The organism is Neisseria sp. P0019.S003 (assembly GCF_051957115.1).
GTDB lineage: Bacteria > Pseudomonadota > Gammaproteobacteria > Burkholderiales > Neisseriaceae > Neisseria > Neisseria flavescens_D.
Map to the genome: position 1 here is coordinate 18938 of NZ_JBQCWT010000005.1, position 25292 is coordinate 44229.

Annotated in this window: 21 protein-coding genes and 4 tRNA genes; 24 read left to right on the top strand and 1 reads right to left on the bottom strand. The window is 45.8% G+C overall.

The features are described 5' to 3' along the window. Window positions 1-37: 37 nt before the first annotated feature. Entirely contained in the window at window positions 38-2344 is a 2307-nt protein-coding gene (gene topA, locus ACTHTS_RS08425) for a type I DNA topoisomerase (RefSeq protein WP_440369787.1), read from the top strand. Window positions 2345-2417: 73 nt separating this feature from the next. Here the strand turns inward: topA and ACTHTS_RS08430 are convergent, their stop codons facing one another. Further along, a complete protein-coding gene (locus ACTHTS_RS08430) occupies window positions 2418-3113 on the bottom strand; it encodes a hypothetical protein (protein ID WP_440369834.1) in 696 nt (231 codons plus the stop codon). A gap of 690 nt (window positions 3114-3803) precedes the next feature. Here ACTHTS_RS08430 and rsmD point away from each other — a divergent pair. From rsmD to rplW, 23 genes are all read left to right on the top strand, one after another. Continuing rightward, complete coding sequence (gene rsmD, locus ACTHTS_RS08435) at window positions 3804-4370, top strand: 16S rRNA (guanine(966)-N(2))-methyltransferase RsmD (RefSeq protein ID WP_440369788.1); 567 nt, start codon at window positions 3804-3806, stop codon at window positions 4368-4370. A gap of 122 nt (window positions 4371-4492) precedes the next feature. After that, entirely contained in the window at window positions 4493-4744 is a 252-nt protein-coding gene (locus tag ACTHTS_RS08440; RefSeq protein ID WP_003679513.1) for a YfhL family 4Fe-4S dicluster ferredoxin, read from the top strand. Between the two features lie 98 nt (window positions 4745-4842). Then, window positions 4843-4926, top strand: a tRNA-Tyr gene (locus tag ACTHTS_RS08445). A 31-nt stretch (window positions 4927-4957) separates the two neighbouring features. Beyond that, window positions 4958-5031, top strand: a tRNA-Gly gene (locus ACTHTS_RS08450). Between the two features lie 8 nt (window positions 5032-5039). Further along, a tRNA-Thr gene (locus ACTHTS_RS08455) sits at window positions 5040-5114 on the top strand. 48 nt (window positions 5115-5162) lie between these two features. Then, window positions 5163-6347 (top strand): elongation factor Tu, encoded by a 1185-nt coding sequence (gene tuf / locus ACTHTS_RS08460; protein ID WP_002215366.1) that lies wholly within the window; start codon window positions 5163-5165, stop codon window positions 6345-6347. A 6-nt stretch (window positions 6348-6353) separates the two neighbouring features. Continuing rightward, a tRNA-Trp gene (locus ACTHTS_RS08465) sits at window positions 6354-6429 on the top strand. Window positions 6430-6561: 132 nt separating this feature from the next. Then, a complete protein-coding gene (gene secE / locus ACTHTS_RS08470; protein ID WP_003680696.1) occupies window positions 6562-6837 on the top strand; it encodes a preprotein translocase subunit SecE in 276 nt (91 codons plus the stop codon). A gap of 2 nt (window positions 6838-6839) precedes the next feature. Continuing rightward, on the top strand, window positions 6840-7373 hold the full coding sequence (gene nusG / locus ACTHTS_RS08475; RefSeq protein WP_003680697.1) for a transcription termination/antitermination protein NusG: 534 nt from the start codon (window positions 6840-6842) through the stop codon (window positions 7371-7373). A gap of 104 nt (window positions 7374-7477) precedes the next feature. Then, the gene (rplK, locus tag ACTHTS_RS08480; RefSeq protein ID WP_002220151.1) at window positions 7478-7912 is read left to right on the top strand and encodes a 50S ribosomal protein L11; all 435 of its coding nucleotides are present in this window, start codon (window positions 7478-7480) and stop codon (window positions 7910-7912) included. Further along, on the top strand, window positions 7912-8607 hold the full coding sequence (gene rplA / locus ACTHTS_RS08485; protein WP_003677918.1) for a 50S ribosomal protein L1: 696 nt from the start codon (window positions 7912-7914) through the stop codon (window positions 8605-8607). Before rplK ends, rplA begins: the two co-directional genes overlap by 1 nt. Window positions 8608-8830: 223 nt before the next feature. After that, window positions 8831-9331: a 50S ribosomal protein L10 gene (gene rplJ, locus ACTHTS_RS08490; RefSeq protein ID WP_003680699.1), complete on the top strand. Its 501-nt coding sequence runs from the start codon at window positions 8831-8833 to the stop codon at window positions 9329-9331. Window positions 9332-9388: 57 nt separating this feature from the next. Continuing rightward, entirely contained in the window at window positions 9389-9760 is a 372-nt protein-coding gene (rplL, locus tag ACTHTS_RS08495; RefSeq protein WP_003677916.1) for a 50S ribosomal protein L7/L12, read from the top strand. A gap of 189 nt (window positions 9761-9949) precedes the next feature. Beyond that, window positions 9950-14128, top strand: a complete 4179-nt coding sequence (gene rpoB, locus ACTHTS_RS08500) for a DNA-directed RNA polymerase subunit beta (protein WP_440369789.1) — start codon at window positions 9950-9952, stop codon at window positions 14126-14128. A 156-nt stretch (window positions 14129-14284) separates the two neighbouring features. After that, window positions 14285-18460 (top strand): DNA-directed RNA polymerase subunit beta', encoded by a 4176-nt coding sequence (gene rpoC, locus ACTHTS_RS08505; protein ID WP_440369790.1) that lies wholly within the window; start codon window positions 14285-14287, stop codon window positions 18458-18460. Between the two features lie 316 nt (window positions 18461-18776). After that, on the top strand, window positions 18777-19148 hold the full coding sequence (gene rpsL, locus ACTHTS_RS08510) for a 30S ribosomal protein S12 (RefSeq protein WP_002218431.1): 372 nt from the start codon (window positions 18777-18779) through the stop codon (window positions 19146-19148). 117 nt (window positions 19149-19265) lie between these two features. After that, entirely contained in the window at window positions 19266-19736 is a 471-nt protein-coding gene (rpsG, locus tag ACTHTS_RS08515; RefSeq protein ID WP_002240962.1) for a 30S ribosomal protein S7, read from the top strand. An 18-nt stretch (window positions 19737-19754) separates the two neighbouring features. After that, complete coding sequence (gene fusA, locus ACTHTS_RS08520) at window positions 19755-21860, top strand: elongation factor G (RefSeq protein ID WP_003749269.1); 2106 nt, start codon at window positions 19755-19757, stop codon at window positions 21858-21860. An 88-nt stretch (window positions 21861-21948) separates the two neighbouring features. Further along, window positions 21949-23133 carry an elongation factor Tu gene (tuf, locus tag ACTHTS_RS08525; protein ID WP_002215366.1) on the top strand — a complete coding sequence of 395 codons (1185 nt, stop codon included), beginning with the start codon at window positions 21949-21951 and terminating at the stop codon, window positions 23131-23133. Window positions 23134-23150: 17 nt separating this feature from the next. Then, the gene (gene rpsJ, locus ACTHTS_RS08530) at window positions 23151-23462 is read left to right on the top strand and encodes a 30S ribosomal protein S10 (protein WP_002642322.1); all 312 of its coding nucleotides are present in this window, start codon (window positions 23151-23153) and stop codon (window positions 23460-23462) included. A 250-nt stretch (window positions 23463-23712) separates the two neighbouring features. Further along, complete coding sequence (gene rplC / locus ACTHTS_RS08535) at window positions 23713-24357, top strand: 50S ribosomal protein L3 (protein ID WP_004464584.1); 645 nt, start codon at window positions 23713-23715, stop codon at window positions 24355-24357. After that, entirely contained in the window at window positions 24357-24977 is a 621-nt protein-coding gene (gene rplD, locus ACTHTS_RS08540) for a 50S ribosomal protein L4 (protein ID WP_003684798.1), read from the top strand. The genes rplC and rplD overlap by 1 nt, the downstream gene beginning before the upstream one ends. Beyond that, window positions 24974-25288, top strand: a complete 315-nt coding sequence (gene rplW, locus ACTHTS_RS08545) for a 50S ribosomal protein L23 (RefSeq protein ID WP_002243944.1) — start codon at window positions 24974-24976, stop codon at window positions 25286-25288. Before rplD ends, rplW begins: the two co-directional genes overlap by 4 nt. The last annotated feature ends 4 nt before the right edge of the window (window positions 25289-25292 follow it).

Consider the following 25292-nt stretch of genomic DNA (forward strand, 5'->3'; position numbering starts at 1 on the left):
TGAAACATAAATCCAATACATCCAAAAGAGAACAACAATGGCGAAAAACCTATTAATCGTCGAATCCCCGTCCAAAGCCAAAACCCTGAAAAAATATCTGGGCGGTGATTTTGAAATCTTGGCGTCTTACGGCCACGTCCGCGATTTGGTTCCGAAAAGCGGAGCAGTCGATCCCGACAATGGCTTTGCCATGAAATACCAATTGATCAGCCGCAACAGCAAACACGTTGATGCCATCGTTGCCGGTGCCAAAGAAGCTGAAAACATCTACCTCGCAACCGACCCGGATAGGGAAGGCGAAGCCATTTCTTGGCATCTTTTGGAAATCCTTAAATCCAAACGTGGCTTGAAAAACATCAAGCCGCAGCGTGTCGTGTTCCACGAAATCACCAAAAACGCCGTGCTCGATGCGGTTGCCCATCCGCGCGAAATCGAAATGGACTTGGTCGATGCGCAACAAGCCCGTCGTGCTTTGGACTATCTTGTCGGTTTCAACCTCTCGCCATTGTTGTGGAAAAAAATCCGCCGCGGTTTGAGCGCAGGCCGTGTACAAAGCCCTGCTTTGCGCCTGATTTGTGAGCGCGAAAACGAAATCCGCGCGTTTGAAGCGCAGGAATATTGGACGGTACATCTCGACAGCCACAAAGGCCGCAGTAAGTTTACCGCCAAACTGGCCCAATACAACGGCGCGAAACTCGAACAATTCGACCTGCCGAATGAAGCCGCGCAAGCCGACGTATTGAAAGAGCTCGAAGGCAAAGAGGTTGTCGTTACTGCTATTGAAAAGAAAAAGCGCAGCCGCAATCCTGCCGCGCCGTTCACCACTTCTACCATGCAGCAGGATGCCGTGCGCAAACTCGGCTTCACCACCGACCGCACCATGCGTACCGCTCAGCAACTTTATGAAGGTATAGACGTAGGGCAGGGTGCTATCGGTCTGATTACCTATATGCGTACTGACAGCGTGAATTTGGCCGATGAAGCGTTAACCGAAATCCGCCATTACATCGAAAACAAAATCGGCAAAGAATATCTGCCAAGTTCGGCCAAGCAGTACAAAACCAAATCCAAAAACGCCCAAGAAGCGCACGAAGCCATCCGTCCGACTTCCGTGTACCGCACGCCCGAAAGCGTCAAACCCTTCCTGAGCGCAGACCAGTTCAAACTCTATCAAATGATTTGGCAGCGCACCGTCGCCTGTCAGATGACGCCCGCCAAATTCGACCAAACCACCGTCGATATTACCGTTGGTAAGGGCGTATTCCGCGTAACCGGACAAGTGCAGACTTTTGCAGGCTTTTTGAGCGTGTATGAAGAAAGCAGCGATGACGAAGAGAGCGAAGACAGCAAAAAACTGCCCGAAATGAGCGAAGGCGACAAACTGCCTGTGGACAAACTTTACGGCGAACAACACTTCACCACTCCGCCGCCGCGCTACAACGAAGCCACACTGGTTAAAGCCCTCGAAGAATACGGTATTGGCCGCCCTTCCACCTACGCCAGTATTATTTCCACACTCAAAGACCGTGAATACGTTACCCTTGAGCAAAAACGCTTTATGCCTACCGACACAGGTGACATCGTCAATAAATTCTTGACCGAACACTTCGCCCAATACGTCGATTACCACTTCACTGCCAAACTTGAAGACCAGCTTGACGAAATTGCCAACGGTAAACGCCAATGGATTCCCGTGATGGATAAATTCTGGAAGCCGTTTATCAAGCAAGTGGAAGAAAAAGAGGGTATCGAACGCGCCAAATTTACCACGCAGGAACTTGATGAAACCTGCCCGAAATGCGGCGAACACAAGTTGCAAATCAAATTCGGCAAAATGGGTCGTTTTGTTGCCTGCGCCGGTTATCCCGAGTGCAGCTACACGCGCAATGTCAATGAAACTGCCGAAGAAGCTGCCGAACGCATCGCCAAAGCGGAAGCAGAGCAAGCCGAACTTGACGGGCGCGAGTGCCCTAAATGCGGCGGTCGCCTAGTGTACAAATACAGCCGTACCGGCAGCAAATTCATCGGCTGCGCCAACTATCCGAAATGCAAACATGTCGAGCCGTTGGAAAAACCCAAAGACACCGGCGTCCAATGCCCGCAATGCAAAAAAGGCAACCTCGTCGAACGTAAATCCCGCTACGGCAAACTGTTTTACAGTTGCAGCACTTATCCGGATTGCAACTACGCCACTTGGAATCCGCCCATCGCCGAAGAATGCCCGAACTGCCATTGGCCGGTCTTGACCATCAAAACCACCAAACGCTGGGGCGTAGAAAAAGTCTGCCCGCAAAAAGAATGCGGCTGGAAAGAGCAGATTGAACCGCCTGCACCGAAAGAGTGAGATTAGGTTGGTTTGAAAGAGAAAAGGTCGTCTGAAAAATTTTCAGACGACCTTTTGCTTTTCTGTGATTGGTTTATTTGAATCCGCGTGTCGTTTTAAAGTCCGATAAAATACGGTTCATTTCTGGTTCAAATAAGGCTATGTAATCGTAAGATAGACCGCGGCTGGCACTGGGGTGAGGCAGGCAGACGACTTCGCAATTTTCAAACGATTGGAATCTGATTTTGAAACGTGTACCGCTAAAATCTTTTTGTACTACTCGGAGCGGTTGAGTTTGTTTTCCGACAAGCTGCTCGAAGCGCGGCAATACATTTGCGCGATTAAGATAATTTGTCAGATTGCTTCCCATGAAGAGAATCAATTTAGGGCGTAGTTTCTCAACGTGGTAGAGAAAATTATCGACGTGTTCAGGCTGGAGAAATTTGTTTGGATTGTCGATTTTGTTGCCCTGAGTAGCTGCCCAGTTGGTTTGTACCAGGGATTTTTCAAATGCACCGCCCAATTCATTTTCGTCTAAGGGATGTCCCCACATTTCAAACCAAATTTTTATCGTATTGTCGTAACGCCACTTTTTTGCCTGTTCACCGAAATAGAGGGATTTATTGGCAAATGTATGGTCGATTTTGTTTTCAGGGAGTTTGTATTCACCTGCTACATAAGCAGCCTCATCGGCTTTACTCCAACCCCATTCATACCCACAAATCATTAAGCCATGTTTGTCGTTGTAACCTTGAAATATACTGTTACTGAGATTCAGATCGGACATGATAGTAGCCTTACATTAATGTTTCAAAAATGACTACTCATTATAAATAAGCAAATGTAATTTATCTAGTTTTGTGTTTAAGTTGAAAACATACTTCACACGGTGAAACGCAATTCAATATTTCATGTCGTCAAATTCAAAACCCAAAGGTCGTCTGAAAAATTTTTCAGACGACCTTTGGGTTTTGTAAAAGACAAGTTTTAACGCCGCGCGAAAACCAACGTGGCAAGAAAGAATAAACTGACTATCAAAGCGACAGTTTTGCCAATCAAGGGCAGACAAAAGACGAACCAAAGCAGACCCCGCCCCAAGTTCGGTATCAATCCCAAGTGGCGGTAATATTCATCAAAAAAAATGGGCGTGGGCGGTAAAGGCAATCACACCGCTGATATAAACACCCAAAATAATTTTCCAAAGCGGCATTGTCAGCCATCCATATTTTCATTTAAGTATTATGGTAAATAGACTGAAAAAGCGAGGGGAAAGTTCTAGCGGCGAACGTAAGCAACCTTTTTATTTGAGAAAATATTTTATAATTTATAAAATTTTGTAAGTTTACCATCATAAAAAATAAATTTTTGCGATGGGTAGATTTGTTTTCATGCGGCCTTAAATGAAAAAACGCTGCGGTATAATGACTGCTTTGTCATTCTTTAGAGGTCGTCTGAAACTGTCGGACGATCCGTTTTAATTATGAGTAAACACAGCAAACATTCAAATCAAGTCCGCATCATCGGCGGACAATGCAGGGGACGAAAGTTAACATTTTTATCTGCAGATGGTCTGCGCCCGACGCCTGACAGCGTGCGTGAAAAACTGTTTAACTGGCTGGGTCAGGATTTAACCGGTAAAACAGTATTAGATTTATTCAGCGGTAGCGGTGCTTTGGGAATGGAGGCCGCTTCTCGTAATGCAACAAAAGTGGTAATGGTCGATAACCACCGCCAAACTGTTCAAACGCTTCAGAAAAATATTCGTGAATTAGGTTTGAAACAAGTAGAAATCGTGTGTTCAGACGGCATAGCTTATCTGGCAAGGCCGTCTGAAAAATTTGATGTTGTGTTCCTTGATCCGCCGTTTGCATGGGAAGATTGGCAAAATCTGTTTATCCGATTGCAAAGCCACTTGAAAAATGGGGCAATGGTCTATATTGAAGCAGGGAAGCTGCCTGAAAAACCGGATTGGCTGGAAGTTTATCGGGAAGGGAAGGCGGGAATGAGTAGGTTTGAATTGTTGCTCTATTTGCAAGTTGCTGAATAGTATAGAATTTGAGAATCATTCCCAAGGTGTAAAACATTCTTTCAAACGGATTGTTCCGACGTCATTTGTGCTATAATCCGCGCCCAATCGGTTTTGATAATTTAAGAAAAAAGGAAATAGAAATGTCGCTCTTTATTACAGATGAGTGCATTAACTGCGATGTGTGCGAACCGGAATGCCCTAATGATGCCATTTCGCAAGGTGAAGAAATTTACGAAATCAATCCAAATTTGTGTACGCAATGCGTAGGTCATTACGATGAGCCGCAGTGCCAACAGGTATGTCCTGTCGACTGTATCTTGATCGATGAAGAACATCCTGAAACGCACGAAGAACTGATGGCCAAGTACGAAAAAATCATTCAGTTTAAGTAAATAATGTTTAAAAGCAAAAACTTGGATATTTTTAAAGAAATAAATGAAAAAAAATCTTGACGGAAATCTGAGTTGCCAATAAACTAGCGTTCTCTTTTGGAGGGATTCCCGAGCGGTCAAAGGGGGCAGACTGTAAATCTGTTGCGTGAGCTTCGAAGGTTCGAATCCTTCTCCCTCCACCAAAAATTCTTACTTGGAGCAAATAGTGAGTATGCGGGTGTAGCTCAATGGTAGAGCAGAAGCCTTCCAAGCTTACGGTGAGGGTTCGATTCCCTTCACCCGCTCCAAACAATTCGCCCATGTAGCTCAGGGGTAGAGCACTCCCTTGGTAAGGGAGAGGTCGGCAGTTCAAATCTGCCCATGGGCACCATCTCATTATTACCCTTTCTTTCAAAAGCTTAGATTATAGGATATTGCCATGGCTAAGGAAAAATTTGAACGTAGCAAACCGCACGTAAACGTTGGCACCATCGGTCACGTTGACCATGGTAAAACCACTCTGACTGCTGCTTTGACTACTATTTTGGCTAAAAAATTCGGTGGCGCTGCAAAAGCTTACGACCAAATCGACAACGCTCCTGAAGAAAAAGCTCGTGGTATTACCATTAATACCTCACACGTAGAATACGAAACTGAAACCCGTCACTACGCACACGTAGACTGCCCGGGCCACGCCGACTACGTTAAAAACATGATTACCGGTGCTGCCCAAATGGACGGCGCGATCTTGGTATGTTCCGCAGCTGACGGTCCTATGCCACAAACTCGCGAACACATCCTGTTGGCTCGCCAAGTAGGTGTACCTTATATCATCGTATTCATGAACAAATGTGACATGGTTGACGATGCCGAGTTGTTGGAACTGGTTGAAATGGAAATCCGTGACTTGTTGTCAAGCTACGACTTCCCAGGCGACGATTGCCCAATCGTACAAGGTTCTGCACTGAAAGCCTTGGAAGGTGATGCAGCTTACGAAGAAAAAATCTTCGAACTGGCAGCTGCTTTGGATAGCTACATCCCAACACCTGAGCGTGCTGTGGACAAACCTTTCTTGTTGCCTATCGAAGACGTATTCTCTATCTCTGGCCGTGGTACAGTAGTAACCGGTCGTGTAGAGCGCGGTATCATCCACGTTGGTGACGAGATCGAAATCGTAGGTCTGAAAGAAACTCAAAAAACCACTTGTACCGGTGTTGAAATGTTCCGCAAACTGCTGGACGAAGGTCAAGCAGGTGACAACGTAGGTGTGTTGCTGCGTGGTACTAAACGTGAAGACGTAGAGCGTGGTCAAGTATTGGCTAAACCAGGTACTATCACTCCTCACACCAAATTCAAAGCAGAAGTATACGTACTGAGCAAAGAAGAGGGTGGTCGTCACACTCCATTCTTCGCTAACTACCGTCCACAATTCTACTTCCGTACTACTGACGTAACTGGTGCAGTTACTTTGGAAGAAGGCGTAGAAATGGTAATGCCGGGTGAGAACGTAACCATTACTGTAGAACTGATTGCGCCTATCGCTATGGAAGAAGGTCTGCGCTTTGCGATTCGCGAAGGTGGTCGTACCGTAGGTGCGGGTGTGGTTTCTTCTGTAATCGCTTAAGTTTAGAGGCCAATAGCTCAATTGGTAGAGTATCGGTCTCCAAAACCGAGGGTTGGGGGTTCGAGACCCTCTTGGCCTGCCAAATAAAAAATTAACCGGCCTTGTGCTGGTTAATTTTTTTTGTACTTAAGTTTTAAGATTATTTGGAATTAATTAATGGATCAATGCCACTATCTAAAATGAAGGCGGGTGGGGTATTGATAAGTGAGTAAAGATGACAGAACATCCGTCTGGACGCAAAGAAGACCATCAGAAAAAGGAAGTTGTGGTAAGTAATAAGCCGGCTCCTGAAAAGAAAGAAGGTCTGTTTGCATATTTTAAGAGCTCTTGGACTGAATTCAAGAAGGTAGTTTGGCCGAGTCGTGATGAAGCGGTCAAAATGACTGTATTCGTGATTATCTTCGTTGCAGTTTTAGCAGCCTTCATTTATGCGGCAGATACAATTATTTCATGGTTGTTTTTTGATGTTTTATTAAATAGGAAAGGGTAAAGATGTCAAAGCGTTGGTATGTGGTACAGGCCTATTCCGGTTTCGAGAAAAATGTTCAAAAAACATTGAAAGAGCGTATTGCTCGTGAAAACATGGAAGAATATTTCGGTCAGATTCTCGTTCCTGTGGAGGAAGTGGTAGATATCAAGAATGGCCGAAAAACCATCAGTGAGCGTAAATTCTATCCAGGCTATGTATTGGTTGAAATGGAAATGACCGATGATTCATGGCACTTGGTTAAGAGTACCCCTCGAGTAAATGGTTTTGTGGGTGGTAGCGGAAATCGCCCAATCCCAATTTCTCAAAAAGATGCAGATGCTATTTTGCAACAAGCCAAAACAGGTGTTGAGAAGCCAAAACCAAAAGTTGAATTCGAGGTTGGTCAGCAGGTTCGTGTGAATGAAGGCCCATTTGCTGATTTCAATGGAATTGTTGATGAAGTTAACTACGAGCGTAATAGACTGCGTGTTTCGGTTCAGATTTTTGGTCGTGAAACACCGGTTGAATTAGAGTTCGGTCAGGTTGAAAAGATTTAAGTGGTTTAATTCGCTTGAAAATTTTTTTTTAAGCGGATATAATCGCAAATTCTGTTTGGGAAGCGGAATGGTTCCGCGTTATACCCGTTTTTAGGAGTCCTTAAGTGGCAAAGAAAATTATCGGCTACATCAAACTGCAAATTCCTGCAGGTAAAGCCAATCCATCTCCCCCAGTTGGTCCTGCTTTGGGTCAGCGTGGTTTGAATATCATGGAATTCTGTAAAGCATTTAATGCTGCAACCCAAGGTATGGAACCTGGTTTGCCAATTCCAGTCGTTATTACTGCATTTGCAGATAAATCATTCACTTTTGTGATGAAAACCCCTCCAGCTTCTATCTTGTTGAAAAAAGCTGCTGGTCTGCAAAAAGGTAGTTCTAATCCTCTGACTAATAAAGTGGGTAAATTGACCCGCGCTCAGTTGGAAGAAATTGCTAAAACTAAAGAGCCTGATTTGACTGCTGCTGACTTGGATGCGGCTGTTCGCACTATTGCCGGCTCTGCTCGCTCAATGGGCTTGGACGTGGAGGGTGTTGTATAATGGCTAAAGTATCTAAACGCTTGAAAGCTCTGCGCTCTTCTGTTGAAGCTAACAAACTGTACGCAATCGACGAAGCAATTGCTTTGGTTAAAAAAGCTGCTACTGCTAAATTTGACGAGTCTGTTGACGTATCTTTCAACCTAGGTGTTGATCCTCGTAAATCTGACCAAGTTATTCGTGGTTCAGTCGTTCTGCCTAAAGGTACCGGTAAAACAACTCGCGTAGCTGTGTTTACTCAAGGTGCAAATGCAGATGCTGCTAAAGAAGCTGGTGCAGATATTGTCGGTTTTGAAGATCTGGCCGCTGAAATCAAAGCTGGTAACCTGAACTTTGACGTTGTTATTGCTTCTCCTGATGCAATGCGTATCGTTGGTCAATTGGGTACCATCTTGGGTCCTCGTGGTCTGATGCCAAACCCTAAAGTAGGTACTGTTACTCCTAACGTTGCTGAAGCAGTTAAAAATGCAAAAGCAGGTCAAGTACAATACCGTACAGATAAAGCCGGTATCGTTCACGCAACTATCGGTCGTGCTTCTTTCGCTGAAGCTGACTTGAAAGAAAACTTCAATGCGTTGCTGGATGCTATCGTTAAAGCCAAACCTGCTGCTGCTAAGGGTCAGTACCTGAAAAAAGTTGCTGTATCCAGCACTATGGGTTTGGGTGTTCGCGTTGATACTGCAAGCGTGAACAACTAAGAAATTTTCAGGTGATCCGGTTTTCTGGATTGCCTGAATTTGGGCTACTTAAAATTAAGTAGATGTCCAAGACCGTAGGGATCGTAAGATTTAATCGTGACTGCCCTACGCAGACGGTAGTCCTGAAACACATTGCAAGATTGCTTGTAAGATGTCTTTTTAGGTTACCGCGCTGGTGGGATATCATTTCGGTATCCTGTTTATAAACAGTGGGAGGTAGACCTTGAGTCTCAATATTGAAACCAAGAAAGTGGCCGTAGAGGAAATTAGCGCAGCAATTGCTAACGCTCAAACTCTCGTAGTCGCTGAATATCGCGGTATCAGTGTTTCCAGCATGACTGAGCTTCGTGCGAATGCACGTAAAGAAGGCGTTTACTTGCGCGTTCTGAAAAATACTCTAGCTCGTCGTGCAGTAGAGGGTACTTCATTCGCAGGTTTGGCCGATCAAATGGTTGGTCCATTGGTTTACGCTGCTTCTGAAGATGCTGTTGCTGCTGCTAAAGTGCTGCACCAATTCGCGAAAAAAGATGACAAAATTATCGTTAAAGCCGGTTCTTACAATGGCGAAGTGATGAACCCTGCTCAGGTTGCTGAGTTGGCTTCTATTCCAAGCCGCGAAGAACTGTTGTCCAAACTGTTGTTCGTTATGCAAGCTCCTGTATCAGGATTTGCACGTGGTTTGGCTGCTTTGGCAGAGAAAAAAGCTGGCGAAGAAGCCGCTTAATCGATTTTGTTTCATTTAATCAATTATTTTTTAATACAATATTTGGAGTAAAATAGCATGGCTATTACTAAAGAAGACATTTTGGAAGCCGTTGGTTCTTTGACCGTAATGGAATTGAACGATCTGGTTAAAGCTTTTGAAGAGAAATTTGGCGTTTCTGCTGCTGCCGTTGCAGTTGCAGGTCCTGCAGGTGCTGGTGCAGCTGCTGCTGAAGAAAAAACTGAATTTGACGTAGTATTGGCTTCTGCCGGTGATCAAAAAGTTGGCGTGATTAAAGTTGTCCGCGCTATCACTGGCTTGGGTCTGAAAGAAGCTAAAGACATCGTTGACGGTGCACCTAAAACTCTGAAAGAGGGTGTTTCTAAAGCTGAAGCTGAAGACATCCAAAAACAACTGGAAGAAGCCGGCGCTAAAGTCGAAATCAAATAATTTGATGCTTCCTGTGAAGGCTGGCAGTTTTCTGCCAGCCTTATTTTGCTTCTTAAAATAAGCATCAGGCATTGTTTACATTTATTTGCATAGTCTTGATAAAACCATTGCAAATAAATGTAAATATCAGGTTGATGCATGCCGTTGTTTTAGACGGCCTATTATTTAAAATTGCTTTTCGGAGTGTATATGAGCTATTCGTTTACCGAGAAAAAACGTATCCGTAAGAGTTTTGCAAAGCGAGAGAATGTCTTGAATGTTCCTTTCCTGCTGGCAACCCAAATTGATTCTTATGCGAAATTTTTACAGTTGGAAAACGCTTTTGACCAACGTACTGATGATGGTCTGCAAGCAGCATTCAATTCTATTTTCCCGATTGTGAGCCATAATGGTTATGCACGATTGGAGTTTGTGCATTACACATTGGGCGAACCTTTGTTCGATATTCCTGAATGTCAATTGCGCGGTATTACTTATGCGGCTCCATTGCGTGCACGTATCCGTTTGGTGATTTTGGATAAAGAAGCGTCTAAACCGACCGTAAAAGAAGTTCGTGAAAACGAAGTATATATGGGCGAAATTCCGTTGATGACGCCAAGTGGCTCTTTTGTCATCAATGGTACAGAGCGTGTAATTGTTTCCCAGTTGCACCGTTCTCCTGGTGTGTTCTTTGAGCATGACCGTGGTAAAACACATTCTTCCGGTAAGTTGTTGTTCTCTGCTCGTATTATTCCTTACCGTGGTTCATGGTTGGATTTCGAATTTGATCCAAAAGATTTGCTGTATTTCCGTATCGACCGTCGCCGTAAAATGCCGGTTACGATTTTGTTGAAAGCTTTGGGCTACAATAATGAACAAATCTTGGATATTTTCTACGACAAAGAAACTTTCTATTTGTCTTCAAACGGTGTTCAAACTGATCTGGTTGCAGGCCGTCTGAAAGGTGAAACTGCCAAAGTTGACATCTTGGATAAAGAAGGCAATGTACTGGTTGCCAAAGGTAAACGCATTACTGCGAAAAATATCCGTGATATTACCAATGCAGGCTTGACTCGTTTGAATGTAGAGCCAGAAAGCTTGATAGGCAAAGCATTGGCTGCTGACCTGATTGATCTGGAAACTGGCGAAGTATTGGCTTCTGCTAACGATGAAATTACAGAAGAACTGTTGGCTAAACTTGATATCCATGGCGTAAAAGAAATTACGACCCTTTATATCAATGAATTGGATCAAGGTGGTTACATCTCCAGCACTCTGCGTACAGACGAAACTGCTGATCAGCAAGCTGCACGCGTAGCGATTTACCGCATGATGCGTCCTGGCGAACCGCCTACCGAAGAAGCTGTTGAGCAGCTCTTCAACCGCTTGTTCTTCAGTGAAGACAGCTATGATTTGTCTCGCGTAGGCCGTATGAAATTTAATACGCGCACATACGAGCAAAAATTGTCTGAAGCACAACAAAACTCTTGGTATGGCCGTTTGCTGAACGAAACTTTGGCTGGTGCATCTGAAAAAGGCGGTTACGTTCTGAGCGTTGAAGACATCGTTGCTTCCATTGCTACATTGGTGGAACTGCGTAACGGTCATGGCGAAGTAGACGATATTGACCACTTGGGTAATCGTCGTGTTCGTTCTGTGGGTGAGTTGACTGAAAACCAATTCCGCAGCGGTTTGGCTCGTGTAGAACGTGCAGTTAAAGAGCGTTTGAACCAAGCAGAATCTGAGAACTTGATGCCGCATGACTTGATCAATGCGAAACCTGTTTCTGCCGCGATTAAAGAATTCTTCGGCTCCAGCCAATTGAGCCAATTTATGGATCAGACCAACCCATTGTCTGAAGTTACCCATAAACGCCGTGTATCTGCATTGGGCCCGGGCGGTTTGACTCGCGAACGTGCAGGCTTTGAGGTGCGAGACGTACATCCGACCCACTATGGCCGTGTATGTCCTATTGAAACACCTGAAGGCCCAAACATTGGTTTGATCAACTCATTGTCCGTGTATGCGCGTACCAATGATTATGGTTTCTTGGAAACCCCTTACCGTCGTGTTGTCGATGGCAAAGTAACTGAAGAAATCGATTACTTGTCTGCTATCGAAGAAGGCCGTTATGTGATTGCACAGGCGAATGCCGATTTGGACAAAGACGGTAATTTGATTGGCGACTTGGTTACTTGTCGTGAAAAAGGCGAAACCATTATGGCAACGCCTGATCGCGTTCAATATATGGACGTGGCAACCGGTCAAGTGGTATCCGTTGCAGCATCTCTGATTCCATTCTTGGAACATGATGACGCGAACCGTGCATTGATGGGTGCCAACATGCAACGTCAGGCTGTACCGTGTCTGCGCCCTGAAAAACCAATGGTTGGTACCGGTATCGAGCGCTCTGTTGCCGTTGACTCTGCAACTGCAATCGTTGCCCGCCGTGGTGGTGTGGTTGAGTATGTAGATGCCAACCGCGTTGTAGTTCGTGTTCATGATGATGAAGCGACTGCAGGTGAAGTGGGTGTCGATATTTATAACTTGGTTAAATTCACTCGTTCTAACCAATCTACCAACATCAACCAACGTCCGGCCGTAAAAGCAGGCGATGTGTTGCAACGTGGTGACTTGGTGGCCGACGGTGCATCTACCGACTTGGGCGAGTTGGCTTTGGGTCAAAACATGACCATCGCCTTCATGCCATGGAACGGTTACAACTACGAAGACTCGATTCTGATTTCTGAAAAAGTAGCTGCAGACGACCGCTATACTTCGATTCACATTGAGGAATTGAACGTTGTTGCCCGTGATACCAAGCTGGGTGCGGAAGACATTACCCGCGATATTCCGAACTTGTCCGAGCGTATGCAAAACCGTTTGGATGAATCCGGTATTGTTTACATCGGTGCAGAAGTAGAAGCTGGTGACGTCTTGGTAGGTAAAGTAACACCTAAAGGCGAAACCCAACTGACTCCTGAAGAAAAACTGCTGCGTGCTATCTTCGGTGAAAAAGCGTCTGACGTAAAAGATACTTCATTGCGTATGCCTACCGGCATGAGCGGTACCGTTATCGATGTTCAAGTCTTTACTCGTGAAGGTATTCAACGCGACAAACGTGCTCAATCCATTATTGATTCTGAGCTGAAACGTTACCGTCAAGACTTGAGCGACCAGTTGCGTATTTTTGATAACGACGCATTTGACCGTATTGAGCGCATGATTGTCGGCCAAAAAGCCAACGGTGGCCCGATGAAGCTGGCTAAAGGCAGCGAAATCACTACCGAATATTTGGCAAGCCTGTCCAGCAAACATGATTGGTTTGACATCCGTCTGGCTGACGAAGATTTAGCCAAACAGTTGGAGCTGATTAAATTGAGCCTGCAACAAAAACGCGAAGAAGCGGATGAGTTGTATGAGATCAAGAAGAAAAAACTGACCCAAGGCGACGAGCTGCAACCGGGCGTACAAAAAATGGTGAAAGTATTTATCGCCATCAAACGCCGTCTGCAAGCCGGTGACAAAATGGCGGGTCGCCACGGTAACAAAGGTGTGGTATCACGCATTCTGCCAGTGGAAGACATGCCTTACATGGCTGACGGCCGTCCGGTAGACATCGTACTGAACCCGTTGGGCGTACCTTCCCGTATGAACATCGGTCAGATTTTGGAAGTTCACTTGGGTTGGGCGGCAAAAGGTATCGGCGAACGCATCGACCGTATGCTGAAAGAGCAACGCAAAGCCAGCGAGCTGCGTGAATTCTTGAACAAACTCTACAACGGTAGCGGTAAGAAAGAAGATTTGGACAGCCTGACAGATGAAGAAATCATCGAATTGGCTTCCAACCTGCGTAAAGGTGCATCTTTCGCCTCTCCTGTATTCGACGGTGCGAAAGAGTCTGAAATCCGCGAAATGTTGAACTTGGCTTACCCAAGCGAAGATCCTGAGGTTGAGAAACTGGGCTTCAACGACAGTAAAACTCAAATTACGCTGTATGACGGCCGTTCAGGCGAAGCATTTGACCGTAAGGTTACAGTCGGTGTGATGCACTATCTGAAACTGCACCACTTGGTTGACGAAAAAATGCACGCCCGTTCTACCGGTCCGTACAGTCTGGTTACCCAGCAGCCTCTGGGCGGTAAAGCTCAGTTCGGTGGCCAACGTTTCGGTGAGATGGAGGTTTGGGCATTGGAAGCATACGGTGCGGCATACACGCTGCAAGAGATGCTGACTGTGAAGTCTGACGACGTGAACGGCCGTACCAAAATGTACGAAAACATCGTCAAAGGCGAACACAAAATCGATGCCGGTATGCCTGAATCCTTCAACGTATTGGTTAAAGAGATTCGCTCACTGGGCTTGGATATCGATTTGGAACGCTACTAAACAGAAGTTTTCAGACGGCCTTTGAAGGTCGTCTGAAAAAACGGTTTCAGAATAAGAATGAAGCAATCGGCATTTAGGCCGTCTGAAATCAAAAGTACCGTTTCCCAATATCGAAAATCCGCCATGCGGTAAAAATACTTCCTTCAAGGAGCAAAAATGAATTTGTTGAACTTATTTAATCCGTTGCAAACTGCCGGCATGGAAGAAGAGTTTGATGCCATCAAAATCGGTATTGCCTCTCCCGAAACCATCCGCTCATGGTCTTATGGCGAAGTTAAAAAACCTGAAACCATCAACTACCGTACGTTCAAACCTGAGCGCGACGGTTTGTTCTGCGCCAAAATCTTTGGCCCGGTCAAAGACTACGAATGTTTGTGCGGTAAATACAAACGCTTGAAATTTAAAGGCGTAACCTGTGAAAAATGTGGCGTAGAAGTGACCCTGTCCAAAGTGCGCCGCGAACGCATGGGCCACATTGAATTGGCAGCACCAGTTGCCCACATTTGGTTTTTGAAATCCCTGCCTTCCCGCTTGGGTATGGTACTGGACATGACTTTGCGCGACATCGAACGCGTATTGTACTTTGAAGCATTTGTGGTAACCGATCCCGGCATGACTCCGTTGCAACGTCGTCAATTGCTGACTGAAGACGATTACTACAACAAACTGGACGAGTACGGCGACGACTTCGATGCAAAAATGGGTGCAGAAGGTATCCGCGAATTGCTGCGCACCTTGGATATTACCGGCGAAATCGAAATCCTGCGTCAAGAGCTGGAATCTACCGGTTCTGACACCAAAATTAAAAAAATTGCCAAACGTTTGAAAGTATTGGAAGCCTTCCACCGTTCCGGTATGAAACTGGAATGGATGATTATGGACGTGCTGCCGGTATTGCCGCCTGATTTGCGTCCGTTGGTTCCATTGGATGGTGGTCGTTTTGCCACTTCCGATTTGAACGATTTGTACCGTCGCGTTATCAACCGTAATAACCGTCTGAAACGTCTGTTGGAACTGCATGCGCCTGACATCATCGTTCGTAACGAAAAACGTATGTTGCAAGAAGCAGTTGACTCTCTGTTGGATAACGGCCGTCGCGGTAAAGCCATGACCGGTGCCAACAAACGTCCGCTGAAATCATTGGCAGATATGATTAAAGGTAAAGGCGGCCGCTTCCGTCAAAACCTGCTGGGTAAACGTGTGGACTACTCCGGTCGTTCCGTGATTACCGTAGGCCCATACCTGCGTCTGCACCAATGTGGTCTGCCGAAAAAAATGGCTTTGGAACTGTTCAAACCATTTATTTTCCACAAATTGGAAAAACAAGGTTTGGCGTCTACCGTTAAAGCTGCGAAAAAATTGGTAGAGCAAGAAGTGCCTGAAGTATGGGATATCTTGGAAGAAGTAATCCGCGAACATCCGATTATGCTGAACCGTGCGCCAACCCTGCACCGTTTGGGTATTCAAGCGTTCGAACCCATTCTGATCGAAGGTAAAGCGATTCAGTTGCACCCATTGGTGTGTGCCGCATTTAACGCCGACTTTGACGGTGACCAAATGGCTGTACACGTTCCATTGAGCTTGGAAGCACAAATGGAAGCACGCACGCTGATGCTGGCTTCAAACAACGTATTGTCTCCAGCCAACGGCGAACCAATCATTGTACCTTCTCAAGATATCGTATTGGGTCTGTACTACATGACCCGCGACCGTATCAATGCTAAAGGCGAAGGTAGCCTGTTTGCCGATGTGAAAGAAGTGCATCGTGCATACCATACCAAACAGGTTGAATTGGGTACGAAAATTACCGTACGTCTGCGCGAATGGGTGAAAAACGAAGCAGGTGAGTTTGAGCCTGTTGTTAACCGTTATGAAACAACCGTCGGCCGTGCATTGTTGAGCGAAATCTTGCCTAAAGGCCTGCCGTTCGAGTACATCAACAAAGCGCTGAAGAAAAAAGAAATTTCTAAACTGATTAACGCATCATTCCGTCTGTGCGGCTTGCGTGATACAGTTATTTTCGCCGACCACTTGATGTATACCGGTTTCGGTTTTGCGGCTAAAGGCGGTATTTCCATTGCGGTTGACGATATGGAAATTCCGAAAGAAAAAGCAGCCTTGCTGGCCGAGGCTAATGCCGAAGTTAAAGAAATCGAAGACCAATACCGTCAAGGTTTGGTAACCAACGGCGAACGTTACAACAAAGTGGTCGATATTTGGGGTCGTGCCGGCGATAAGATCGCTAAAGCGATGATGGACAACCTGTCTAAACAAAAAGTCATCGACCGTGACGGCAACGAAGTTGATCAAGAGTCTTTCAACTCTATTTACATGATGGCCGATTCTGGTGCCCGTGGTTCTGCGGCTCAGATTAAACAGTTGTCCGGTATGCGTGGTTTGATGGCCAAACCTGACGGCTCTATTATTGAAACGCCGATTACCTCTAACTTCCGCGAAGGTTTGACCGTATTGCAATACTTTATTGCGACCCACGGTGCGCGTAAAGGTTTGGCGGATACCGCGTTGAAAACGGCAAACTCTGGTTACCTGACCCGTCGTCTGGTAGACGTAACTCAAGACTTGGTCGTTGTTGAAGACGATTGTGGTACTTCAGACGGCTTTGTCATGAAGGCAGTTGTGCAAGGCGGTGACGTAATTGAAGCATTGCGCGATCGTATTTTAGGCCGTGTTACAGCATCAGATGTTGTTGATCCTTCAACTGGCGAGACTTTGGTTGAGGCAGGTACACTGCTGACTGAGAAATTAGTTGATATCATTGACCAATCTGGTGTTGACGAGGTTAAAGTCCGTACGCCAATTACTTGTAAAACCCGTCATGGCTTGTGTGCACACTGTTATGGCCGCGACTTGGCGCGCGGTAAACTGGTTAACGCTGGTGAAGCTGTAGGTGTCATTGCTGCACAATCTATTGGTGAGCCAGGTACTCAGCTGACCATGCGTACGTTCCACATCGGTGGTGCGGCATCTCGTGCGGCTGCTGCCAGTCAAGTGGAAGCCAAATCCAATGGTACAGCTCGTTTCAGCAGCCAAATGCGTTACGTTGCCAACAACAAAGGCGAATTGGTTGTCATTGGCCGCTCTTGTGAAGTAGTGATTCACGACGATATCGGTCGCGAACGTGAACGTCACAAAGTACCTTACGGTGCAATCCTGCTGGTACAAGACGGCGAAGCCATTAAAGCCGGTCAAACTTTGGCAACTTGGGATCCGCATACCCGTCCGATGATTACCGAACACGCAGGTATGGTGAAATTCGAGAACGTGGAAGAGGGTGTTACCGTTGCGAAACAAACTGACGATGTAACCGGTTTGTCTACTCTGGTAGTGATTGACGGCAAACGTCGTTCTTCTAGTGCTTCTAAACTGTTGCGTCCGACTGTCAAACTGTTGGATGAAAATGGTCTGGAAATTTGCATTCCTGGTACGACTACCCCAGTTTCTATGGCATTCCCGGTCGGTGCGGTGATTACCATCCGTGAAGGTCAGGAAGTCGGTAAGGGCGATGTGTTGGCGCGTATTCCACAAGCGTCTTCTAAAACCCGCGATATTACCGGTGGTCTGCCACGCGTAGCCGAATTGTTTGAAGCACGCGTGCCGAAAGATGCAGGTATGTTGGCAGAAATTACCGGTACCGTTTCCTTCGGTAAAGAAACCAAAGGTAAACAGCGTCTGATTATTACCGACGTAGACGGTGTAGCATACGAAACCCTGATTTCTAAAGAGAAACAGATTTTGGTACACGATGGTCAAGTAGTAAACCGTGGTGAAACCATCGTAGACGGTGCCGTAGATCCACACGACATTCTGCGTCTGCAAGGTATCGAAGCATTGGCTCGCTACATTGTTCAAGAGGTGCAAGAGGTTTACCGCCTGCAAGGTGTGAAGATTTCCGATAAACACATCGAAGTCATCATCCGTCAAATGCTGCGTCGAGTGAACATTGTCGATTCCGGTGATACAGAGTTCATTACTGGTGAGCAAGTTGAGCGTGGCGATGTGATGCTTGCCAATGAAAAAGCCATGGCTGAAGACAAAGAGCCTGCACGTTATGAAAACGTGTTGTTGGGTATTACCAAAGCTTCCTTGTCTACAGACAGCTTCATTTCTGCGGCATCGTTCCAAGAAACAACCCGCGTCTTGACAGAGGCCGCTATTATGGGCAAACAAGACGAACTGCGTGGTTTGAAAGAGAACGTGATTGTCGGTCGTTTGATTCCTGCCGGTACAGGTTTGACTTACCACCGCAGTCGCCATCAACAATGGCAGCAAGCCGATCAAGAAGTTTCTGAAACCGAAGCTTCAGACGAATAATCCCGAGGGATTGTTGTGAAAATAAAACCGCAAGCCAGTCTTGCGGTTTTATTTTTTAGAGGACTTAAAAGAGGGTAGAGTTTAAGGCCGTCTGAATAAATAAGGAAAGCAATGGAGAAAATAAGTAGAGAACTATTTAAAATGACAAAGGCCGTCTGAATGTTTCAGACGGCCTTTGTTTCTAAAATTTAGGCATAAATTGGAAAACACCAAACTTTATCAGTCATTTGCTTGACTAAACCCTTGCAATAAAAATATAATTCCAATCTTGTCGACATGGTGTCGGCAAGTATTTAACTCAACAGGACGAGAAAATATGCCAACTATTAACCAATTGGTACGCAAAGGCCGTCAAAAGCCTGTGTACGTAAACAAAGTGCCTGCACTGGAAGCTTGCCCACAAAAACGTGGCGTCTGCACCCGTGTATACACAACTACCCCTAAAAAACCTAACTCTGCATTGCGTAAAGTATGTAAAGTTCGCCTAACCAACGGTTTTGAAGTAATTTCATACATCGGCGGTGAAGGCCACAACCTGCAAGAGCACAGCGTCGTATTGATTCGCGGCGGTCGTGTAAAAGACTTGCCAGGTGTACGTTACCACACTGTACGCGGTTCTTTGGATACTGCAGGTGTTAAAGACCGTAAACAAGCCCGTTCTAAATACGGTGCTAAGCGTCCTAAATAATTATCGGGACTCAAATAGGCACGTCGGCCGCCTAAGCTGAACAACGGCCGAGTAAGTGAATACTCAATTGGGTATTCATGGGAATTGACCCAACTGAATAGATTAAAGGAAATTAAAATGCCAAGACGTAGAGAAGTCCCTAAGCGCGACGTACTGCCAGATCCTAAATTCGGCAGCGTTGAGTTGACTAAATTCATGAACGTATTGATGATTGACGGTAAAAAATCTGTTGCAGAACGTATCGTTTACGGTGCTCTGGAGCAAATTGAGAAAAAAACCGGCAAAGTAGCAATCGAAGTATTTAACGAAGCCATTGCAAACGCCAAGCCTATCGTGGAAGTGAAAAGCCGCCGTGTAGGTGGTGCAAACTACCAAGTTCCTGTTGAAGTTCGTCCTTCACGTCGTCTGGCTTTGGCAATGCGCTGGGTTCGCGATGCGGCCCGTAAACGTGGTGAGAAATCTATGGACCTGCGCTTGGCAGGCGAATTGATTGATGCGGCTGAAGGTCGTGGCGGTGCGTTGAAAAAACGTGAAGAAGTACACCGTATGGCTGAAGCTAACAAAGCATTCTCTCACTTCCGTTTCTAATATTGAAAGGCTAACAAAATGGCTCGTAAGACCCCTATCAGCCTGTATCGCAATATTGGTATTTCTGCCCATATTGACGCGGGTAAAACAACCACAACAGAACGTATTCTGTTCTATACAGGTTTGACTCACAAGTTGGGCGAAGTGCATGACGGCGCAGCTACTACCGACTACATGGAGCAAGAGCAAGAGCGTGGTATTACCATTACTTCTGCTGCTGTGACTTCTTATTGGTCTGGTATGGCGAAACAGTTCCCTGAGCACCGTTTCAACATCATCGACACCCCGGGACACGTTGACTTTACTGTAGAGGTAGAGCGTTCTATGCGTGTATTGGACGGCGCGGTAATGGTTTACTGTGCAGTAGGCGGTGTTCAACCTCAATCTGAAACCGTATGGCGTCAAGCTAACAAATACCAAGTACCTCGCTTGGCATTTGTAAACAAAATGGACCGTCAAGGTGCCAACTTCTTCCGCGTTGTTGAACAAATGAAAACCCGTTTGCGCGCAAACCCAGTACCTATCGTGATTCCGGTTGGTGCGGAAGACAGCTTCAGCGGTGTTGTTGACCTGTTGAAAATGAAATCCATTATTTGGAATGAAGCCGATAAAGGTACAACCTTTACCTATGGCGATATTCCTGCTGAATTGGTTGAGACTGCTGAAGAATGGCGTCAAAACATGATTGAAGCTGCAGCAGAAGCCAGCGAAGAATTGATGGACAAATACTTGGGCGGTGATGAGCTGACTGAAGAAGAAATCGTAGGCGCATTGCGTCAACGTACTTTGGCTGGTGAAATTCAACCAATGTTGTGCGGTTCAGCATTCAAAAACAAAGGTGTTCAACGTATGTTGGACGCAGTTGTAGAATTGCTGCCTGCTCCTACCGACATTCCTCCAGTTCAAGGTGTTAACCCTAACACTGAAGAAGCCGACAGCCGTCAAGCCAGCGATGAAGAGAAATTCTCTGCATTGGCGTTCAAAATGTTGAACGATAAATACGTTGGTCAGTTGACTTTCATCCGCGTTTACTCTGGTGTGGTAAAATCCGGTGATACCGTATTGAACTCAGTAAAAGGTACTCGCGAACGTATCGGTCGTCTGGTGCAAATGACTGCTGCAGACCGTACTGAAATTGAAGAAGTACGCGCTGGTGATATTGCAGCTGCGATCGGTCTTAAAGACGTTACCACTGGTGAAACCCTGTGTGCTGAAAGCGCACCAATCATCTTGGAACGCATGGAATTCCCTGAGCCGGTAATCCATATTGCCGTTGAGCCGAAAACCAAAGCTGACCAAGAGAAAATGGGTATCGCCCTGAACCGTCTGGCGAAAGAAGACCCTTCTTTCCGCGTTCGTACAGACGAAGAATCCGGTCAAACCATTATTTCCGGTATGGGTGAGCTGCACTTGGAAATTATTGTTGACCGTATGAAACGAGAATTCGGTGTGGAAGCTAACATTGGTGCGCCTCAAGTGGCTTACCGTGAAACCATCCGCAAAGAAGTTGAAGCTGAATACAAACATGCCAAACAATCTGGTGGTAAAGGTCAATACGGTCACGTTGTGATCAAAATGGAACCTATGGAACCAGGTGGTGCGGGTTACGAATTTATCGATGAAATTAAAGGTGGTGTGATTCCTCGCGAATTTATTCCGTCTGTCGATAAAGGTATTCGCGATACTTTGCCTAACGGTATCGTTGCCGGTTACCCAGTTGTTGACGTTCGTGTACGTTTGATTTTCGGTTCTTCGCATGATGTTGACTCTTCACAACTGGCCTTCGAATTGGCAGCTTCTCAAGCCTTTAAAGAAGGCATGCGTAAAGCCAATCCAGCTCTGTTGGAACCAATCATGGCAGTTGAAGTGGAAACCCCTGAAGAATACATGGGTGACGTAATGGGCGACTTGAACCGTCGTCGCGGCGTCGTATTGGGTATGGATGATGACGGTATCGGCGGTAAAAAAGTCCGTGCCGAAGTGCCTCTGGCAGAAATGTTCGGTTATTCTACCGACCTGCGTTCTGCGACCCAAGGCCGCGCTACTTACTCTATGGAGTTCAAGAAATATTCTGAAGCTCCTGCACATATAGCTGCTGCTGTAACTGAAGCCCGTAAAGGCTAATCAGGCAAATAGGTCGTCTGAAAGGCTGAAATGATTTTTCAGACGGCCTCTGTTCTTTAATCGATCTTTAATGTAAAGGAATTAGCTCATGGCTAAGGAAAAATTTGAACGTAGCAAACCGCACGTAAACGTTGGCACCATCGGTCACGTTGACCATGGTAAAACCACTCTGACTGCTGCTTTGACTACTATTTTGGCTAAAAAATTCGGTGGCGCTGCAAAAGCTTACGACCAAATCGACAACGCTCCTGAAGAAAAAGCTCGTGGTATTACCATTAATACCTCACACGTAGAATACGAAACTGAAACCCGTCACTACGCACACGTAGACTGCCCGGGCCACGCCGACTACGTTAAAAACATGATTACCGGTGCTGCCCAAATGGACGGCGCGATCTTGGTATGTTCCGCAGCTGACGGTCCTATGCCACAAACTCGCGAACACATCCTGTTGGCTCGCCAAGTAGGTGTACCTTATATCATCGTATTCATGAACAAATGTGACATGGTTGACGATGCCGAGTTGTTGGAACTGGTTGAAATGGAAATCCGTGACTTGTTGTCAAGCTACGACTTCCCAGGCGACGATTGCCCAATCGTACAAGGTTCTGCACTGAAAGCCTTGGAAGGTGATGCAGCTTACGAAGAAAAAATCTTCGAACTGGCAGCTGCTTTGGATAGCTACATCCCAACACCTGAGCGTGCTGTGGACAAACCTTTCTTGTTGCCTATCGAAGACGTATTCTCTATCTCTGGCCGTGGTACAGTAGTAACCGGTCGTGTAGAGCGCGGTATCATCCACGTTGGTGACGAGATCGAAATCGTAGGTCTGAAAGAAACTCAAAAAACCACTTGTACCGGTGTTGAAATGTTCCGCAAACTGCTGGACGAAGGTCAAGCAGGTGACAACGTAGGTGTGTTGCTGCGTGGTACTAAACGTGAAGACGTAGAGCGTGGTCAAGTATTGGCTAAACCAGGTACTATCACTCCTCACACCAAATTCAAAGCAGAAGTATACGTACTGAGCAAAGAAGAGGGTGGTCGTCACACTCCATTCTTCGCTAACTACCGTCCACAATTCTACTTCCGTACTACTGACGTAACTGGTGCAGTTACTTTGGAAGAAGGCGTAGAAATGGTAATGCCGGGTGAGAACGTAACCATTACTGTAGAACTGATTGCGCCTATCGCTATGGAAGAAGGTCTGCGCTTTGCGATTCGCGAAGGTGGTCGTACCGTAGGTGCGGGTGTGGTTTCTTCTGTAATCGCTTAATTGAGGGATATTGATAAATGGCAAACCAAAAAATCCGTATCCGCCTGAAAGCTTATGATTACAGTCTGATTGACCGTTCTGCGCAAGAAATCGTTGAAACTGCCAAACGTACTGGCGCTGTTGTTAAAGGTCCGATTCCTTTGCCAACTAAAATCGAACGTTTTAACATCTTGCGTTCTCCTCACGTGAACAAAACTTCTCGTGAACAATTGGAAATCCGTACCCACTTGCGTCTGATGGACATCGTGGACTGGACTGACAAAACTACTGATGCACTGATGAAACTGGATCTTCCAGCGGGTGTGGATGTAGAAATTAAAGTTCAATAAGAACTGAAAAACCGAACAGCTTGGCTGTTCGGTTTTTTATAGAATTCTTAGGCCGTCTGAAAATTTTCAGATATTTGGCAACACTTCATCCGAAAAAATGATGGTTTTAAGAAGTTAAATTGAAATTTTTGTTGATATTTCTTTGATTTGTCAATTATAATGGCGGACTTGGTACATCCGTATCAAGTTTAACTTTGTCTGAAAGGCAGGCCAATCGTAGCCCGCCCCTTTACTTAAAAGGAAAATAATCATGACTTTAGGTCTGGTTGGACGCAAAGTTGGTATGACTCGCGTGTTCGACGAACAGGGTGTTTCTGTTCCGGTAACTGTTTTGGATATGTCTGCCAACCGCGTTACACAAGTGAAATCCAAAGATACTGACGGCTACACTGCTGTACAAGTTACCTTTGGTCAGAAAAAAGCTAATCGTGTCAACAAAACTGAAGCCGGTCACTTTGCTAAAGCAGGTGTTGAAGCTGGCCGCGGTTTGGTTGAGTTTGCTTTGACTGAAGAAAAACTGGCTGAATTGAAAGCCGGTGATGAAATTACCGTTTCTATGTTTGAAGTTGGTCAATTGGTAGATGTAACCGGTACCTCTAAAGGTAAAGGTTTCTCTGGTACGATCAAACGTCATAACTTCGGTGCTCAACGTACTTCCCACGGTAACTCCCGTTCCCACCGTGTTCCTGGTTCTATCGGTATGGCACAAGACCCTGGTCGCGTGTTCCCTGGTAAACGTATGGCAGGTCAATACGGTAACACTAAAGCAACTGTTCAAAAATTGGAAGTTGTACGTGTTGATGCTGAACGCCAACTCTTGTTGGTTAAAGGTGCTGTTCCGGGTTCGGTTAACAGCGACGTCGTGGTTCGTCCTAGCGTGAAAGTAGGTGCGTAATGGAATTGAAAGTAATTGACGCTAAAGGACAAGTATCTGGCAGCTTGGCTGTTTCTGATGCTTTGTTTGCTCGCGAATACAATGAAGCTCTGGTTCACCAACTGGTTACTGCTTACTTGGCAAATGCCCGTTCTGGTAATCGTGCTCAAAAGACTCGTGCCGAAGTAAACCACTCTACTAAAAAACCATGGCGCCAAAAAGGTACAGGTCGTGCTCGTTCCGGTATGACTTCTTCTCCGCTGTGGCGTAAAGGTGGTCGTGCATTCCCAAACAAACCTGACGAAAACTTCACTCAAAAAGTGAACCGTAAAATGTACCGTGCCGGTATGGCGACTATTTTGTCCCAATTGGCTCGTGATGAACGTTTGTTTGCAATCGAAGCATTGACTGCTGAAACTCCTAAAACCAAAGTTTTTGCTGAACAAGTGAAAAACTTGGGTTTGGAGCAAGTTCTGTTTGTGACTAAACAGCTCGACGAGAATGTTTACTTGGCTTCACGCAACTTGCCTAACGTATTGGTTTTGGAAGCTCAACAAGTTGATCCTTACAGCTTGCTGCGTTACAAAAAAGTCGTTATCACTAAAGATGCAGTTGCACAATTAGAGGAGCAATGGGTATGAATCAACAACGTTTGACTCAAGTAATCTTGGCACCTATCGTTTCTGAAAAAAGCAACGTATTGGCTGAAAAACGTAATCAAATGACGTTTAAAGTTTTGGCAAATGCAACCAAACCTGAAATTAAAGCGGCTGTTGAGTTGCTATTCGGTGTTCAAGTTGCAGACGTTACTACTGTTACCATTAAAGGTAAAGTTAAACGTTTTGGTCGCACTTTAGGTCGTCGCAGCGATGTTAAAAAGGCTTATGTAAGCCTGGCTGCCGGTCAAGAGTTGGATTTGGAAGCCGCTGCTGCAGCTGCAGATAAGGAATAAACAA

Bases quoted from the DNA above. Each gene is read 5' to 3' on its own strand.
- topA (WP_440369787.1), top strand. From the start codon at position 38: ATGGCGAAAAACCTATTAATCGTCGAATCCCCGTCCAAAGCCAAAACC.
- rsmD (WP_440369788.1), top strand. From the start codon at position 3,804: ATGAGTAAACACAGCAAACATTCAAATCAAGTCCGCATCATCGGCGGA.
- ACTHTS_RS08440 (WP_003679513.1), top strand. From the start codon at position 4,493: ATGTCGCTCTTTATTACAGATGAGTGCATTAACTGCGATGTGTGCGAA.
- tuf (WP_002215366.1), top strand. From the start codon at position 5,163: ATGGCTAAGGAAAAATTTGAACGTAGCAAACCGCACGTAAACGTTGGC.
- secE (WP_003680696.1), top strand. From the start codon at position 6,562: ATGACAGAACATCCGTCTGGACGCAAAGAAGACCATCAGAAAAAGGAA.
- nusG (WP_003680697.1), top strand. From the start codon at position 6,840: ATGTCAAAGCGTTGGTATGTGGTACAGGCCTATTCCGGTTTCGAGAAA.
- rplA (WP_003677918.1), top strand. From the start codon at position 7,912: ATGGCTAAAGTATCTAAACGCTTGAAAGCTCTGCGCTCTTCTGTTGAA.
- rplL (WP_003677916.1), top strand. From the start codon at position 9,389: ATGGCTATTACTAAAGAAGACATTTTGGAAGCCGTTGGTTCTTTGACC.
- rpoB (WP_440369789.1), top strand. From the start codon at position 9,950: ATGAGCTATTCGTTTACCGAGAAAAAACGTATCCGTAAGAGTTTTGCA.
- rpoC (WP_440369790.1), top strand. From the start codon at position 14,285: ATGAATTTGTTGAACTTATTTAATCCGTTGCAAACTGCCGGCATGGAA.
- rpsL (WP_002218431.1), top strand. From the start codon at position 18,777: ATGCCAACTATTAACCAATTGGTACGCAAAGGCCGTCAAAAGCCTGTG.
- rpsG (WP_002240962.1), top strand. From the start codon at position 19,266: ATGCCAAGACGTAGAGAAGTCCCTAAGCGCGACGTACTGCCAGATCCT.
- fusA (WP_003749269.1), top strand. From the start codon at position 19,755: ATGGCTCGTAAGACCCCTATCAGCCTGTATCGCAATATTGGTATTTCT.
- tuf (WP_002215366.1), top strand. From the start codon at position 21,949: ATGGCTAAGGAAAAATTTGAACGTAGCAAACCGCACGTAAACGTTGGC.
- rpsJ (WP_002642322.1), top strand. From the start codon at position 23,151: ATGGCAAACCAAAAAATCCGTATCCGCCTGAAAGCTTATGATTACAGT.
- rplC (WP_004464584.1), top strand. From the start codon at position 23,713: ATGACTTTAGGTCTGGTTGGACGCAAAGTTGGTATGACTCGCGTGTTC.
- rplD (WP_003684798.1), top strand. From the start codon at position 24,357: ATGGAATTGAAAGTAATTGACGCTAAAGGACAAGTATCTGGCAGCTTG.
- rplW (WP_002243944.1), top strand. From the start codon at position 24,974: ATGAATCAACAACGTTTGACTCAAGTAATCTTGGCACCTATCGTTTCT.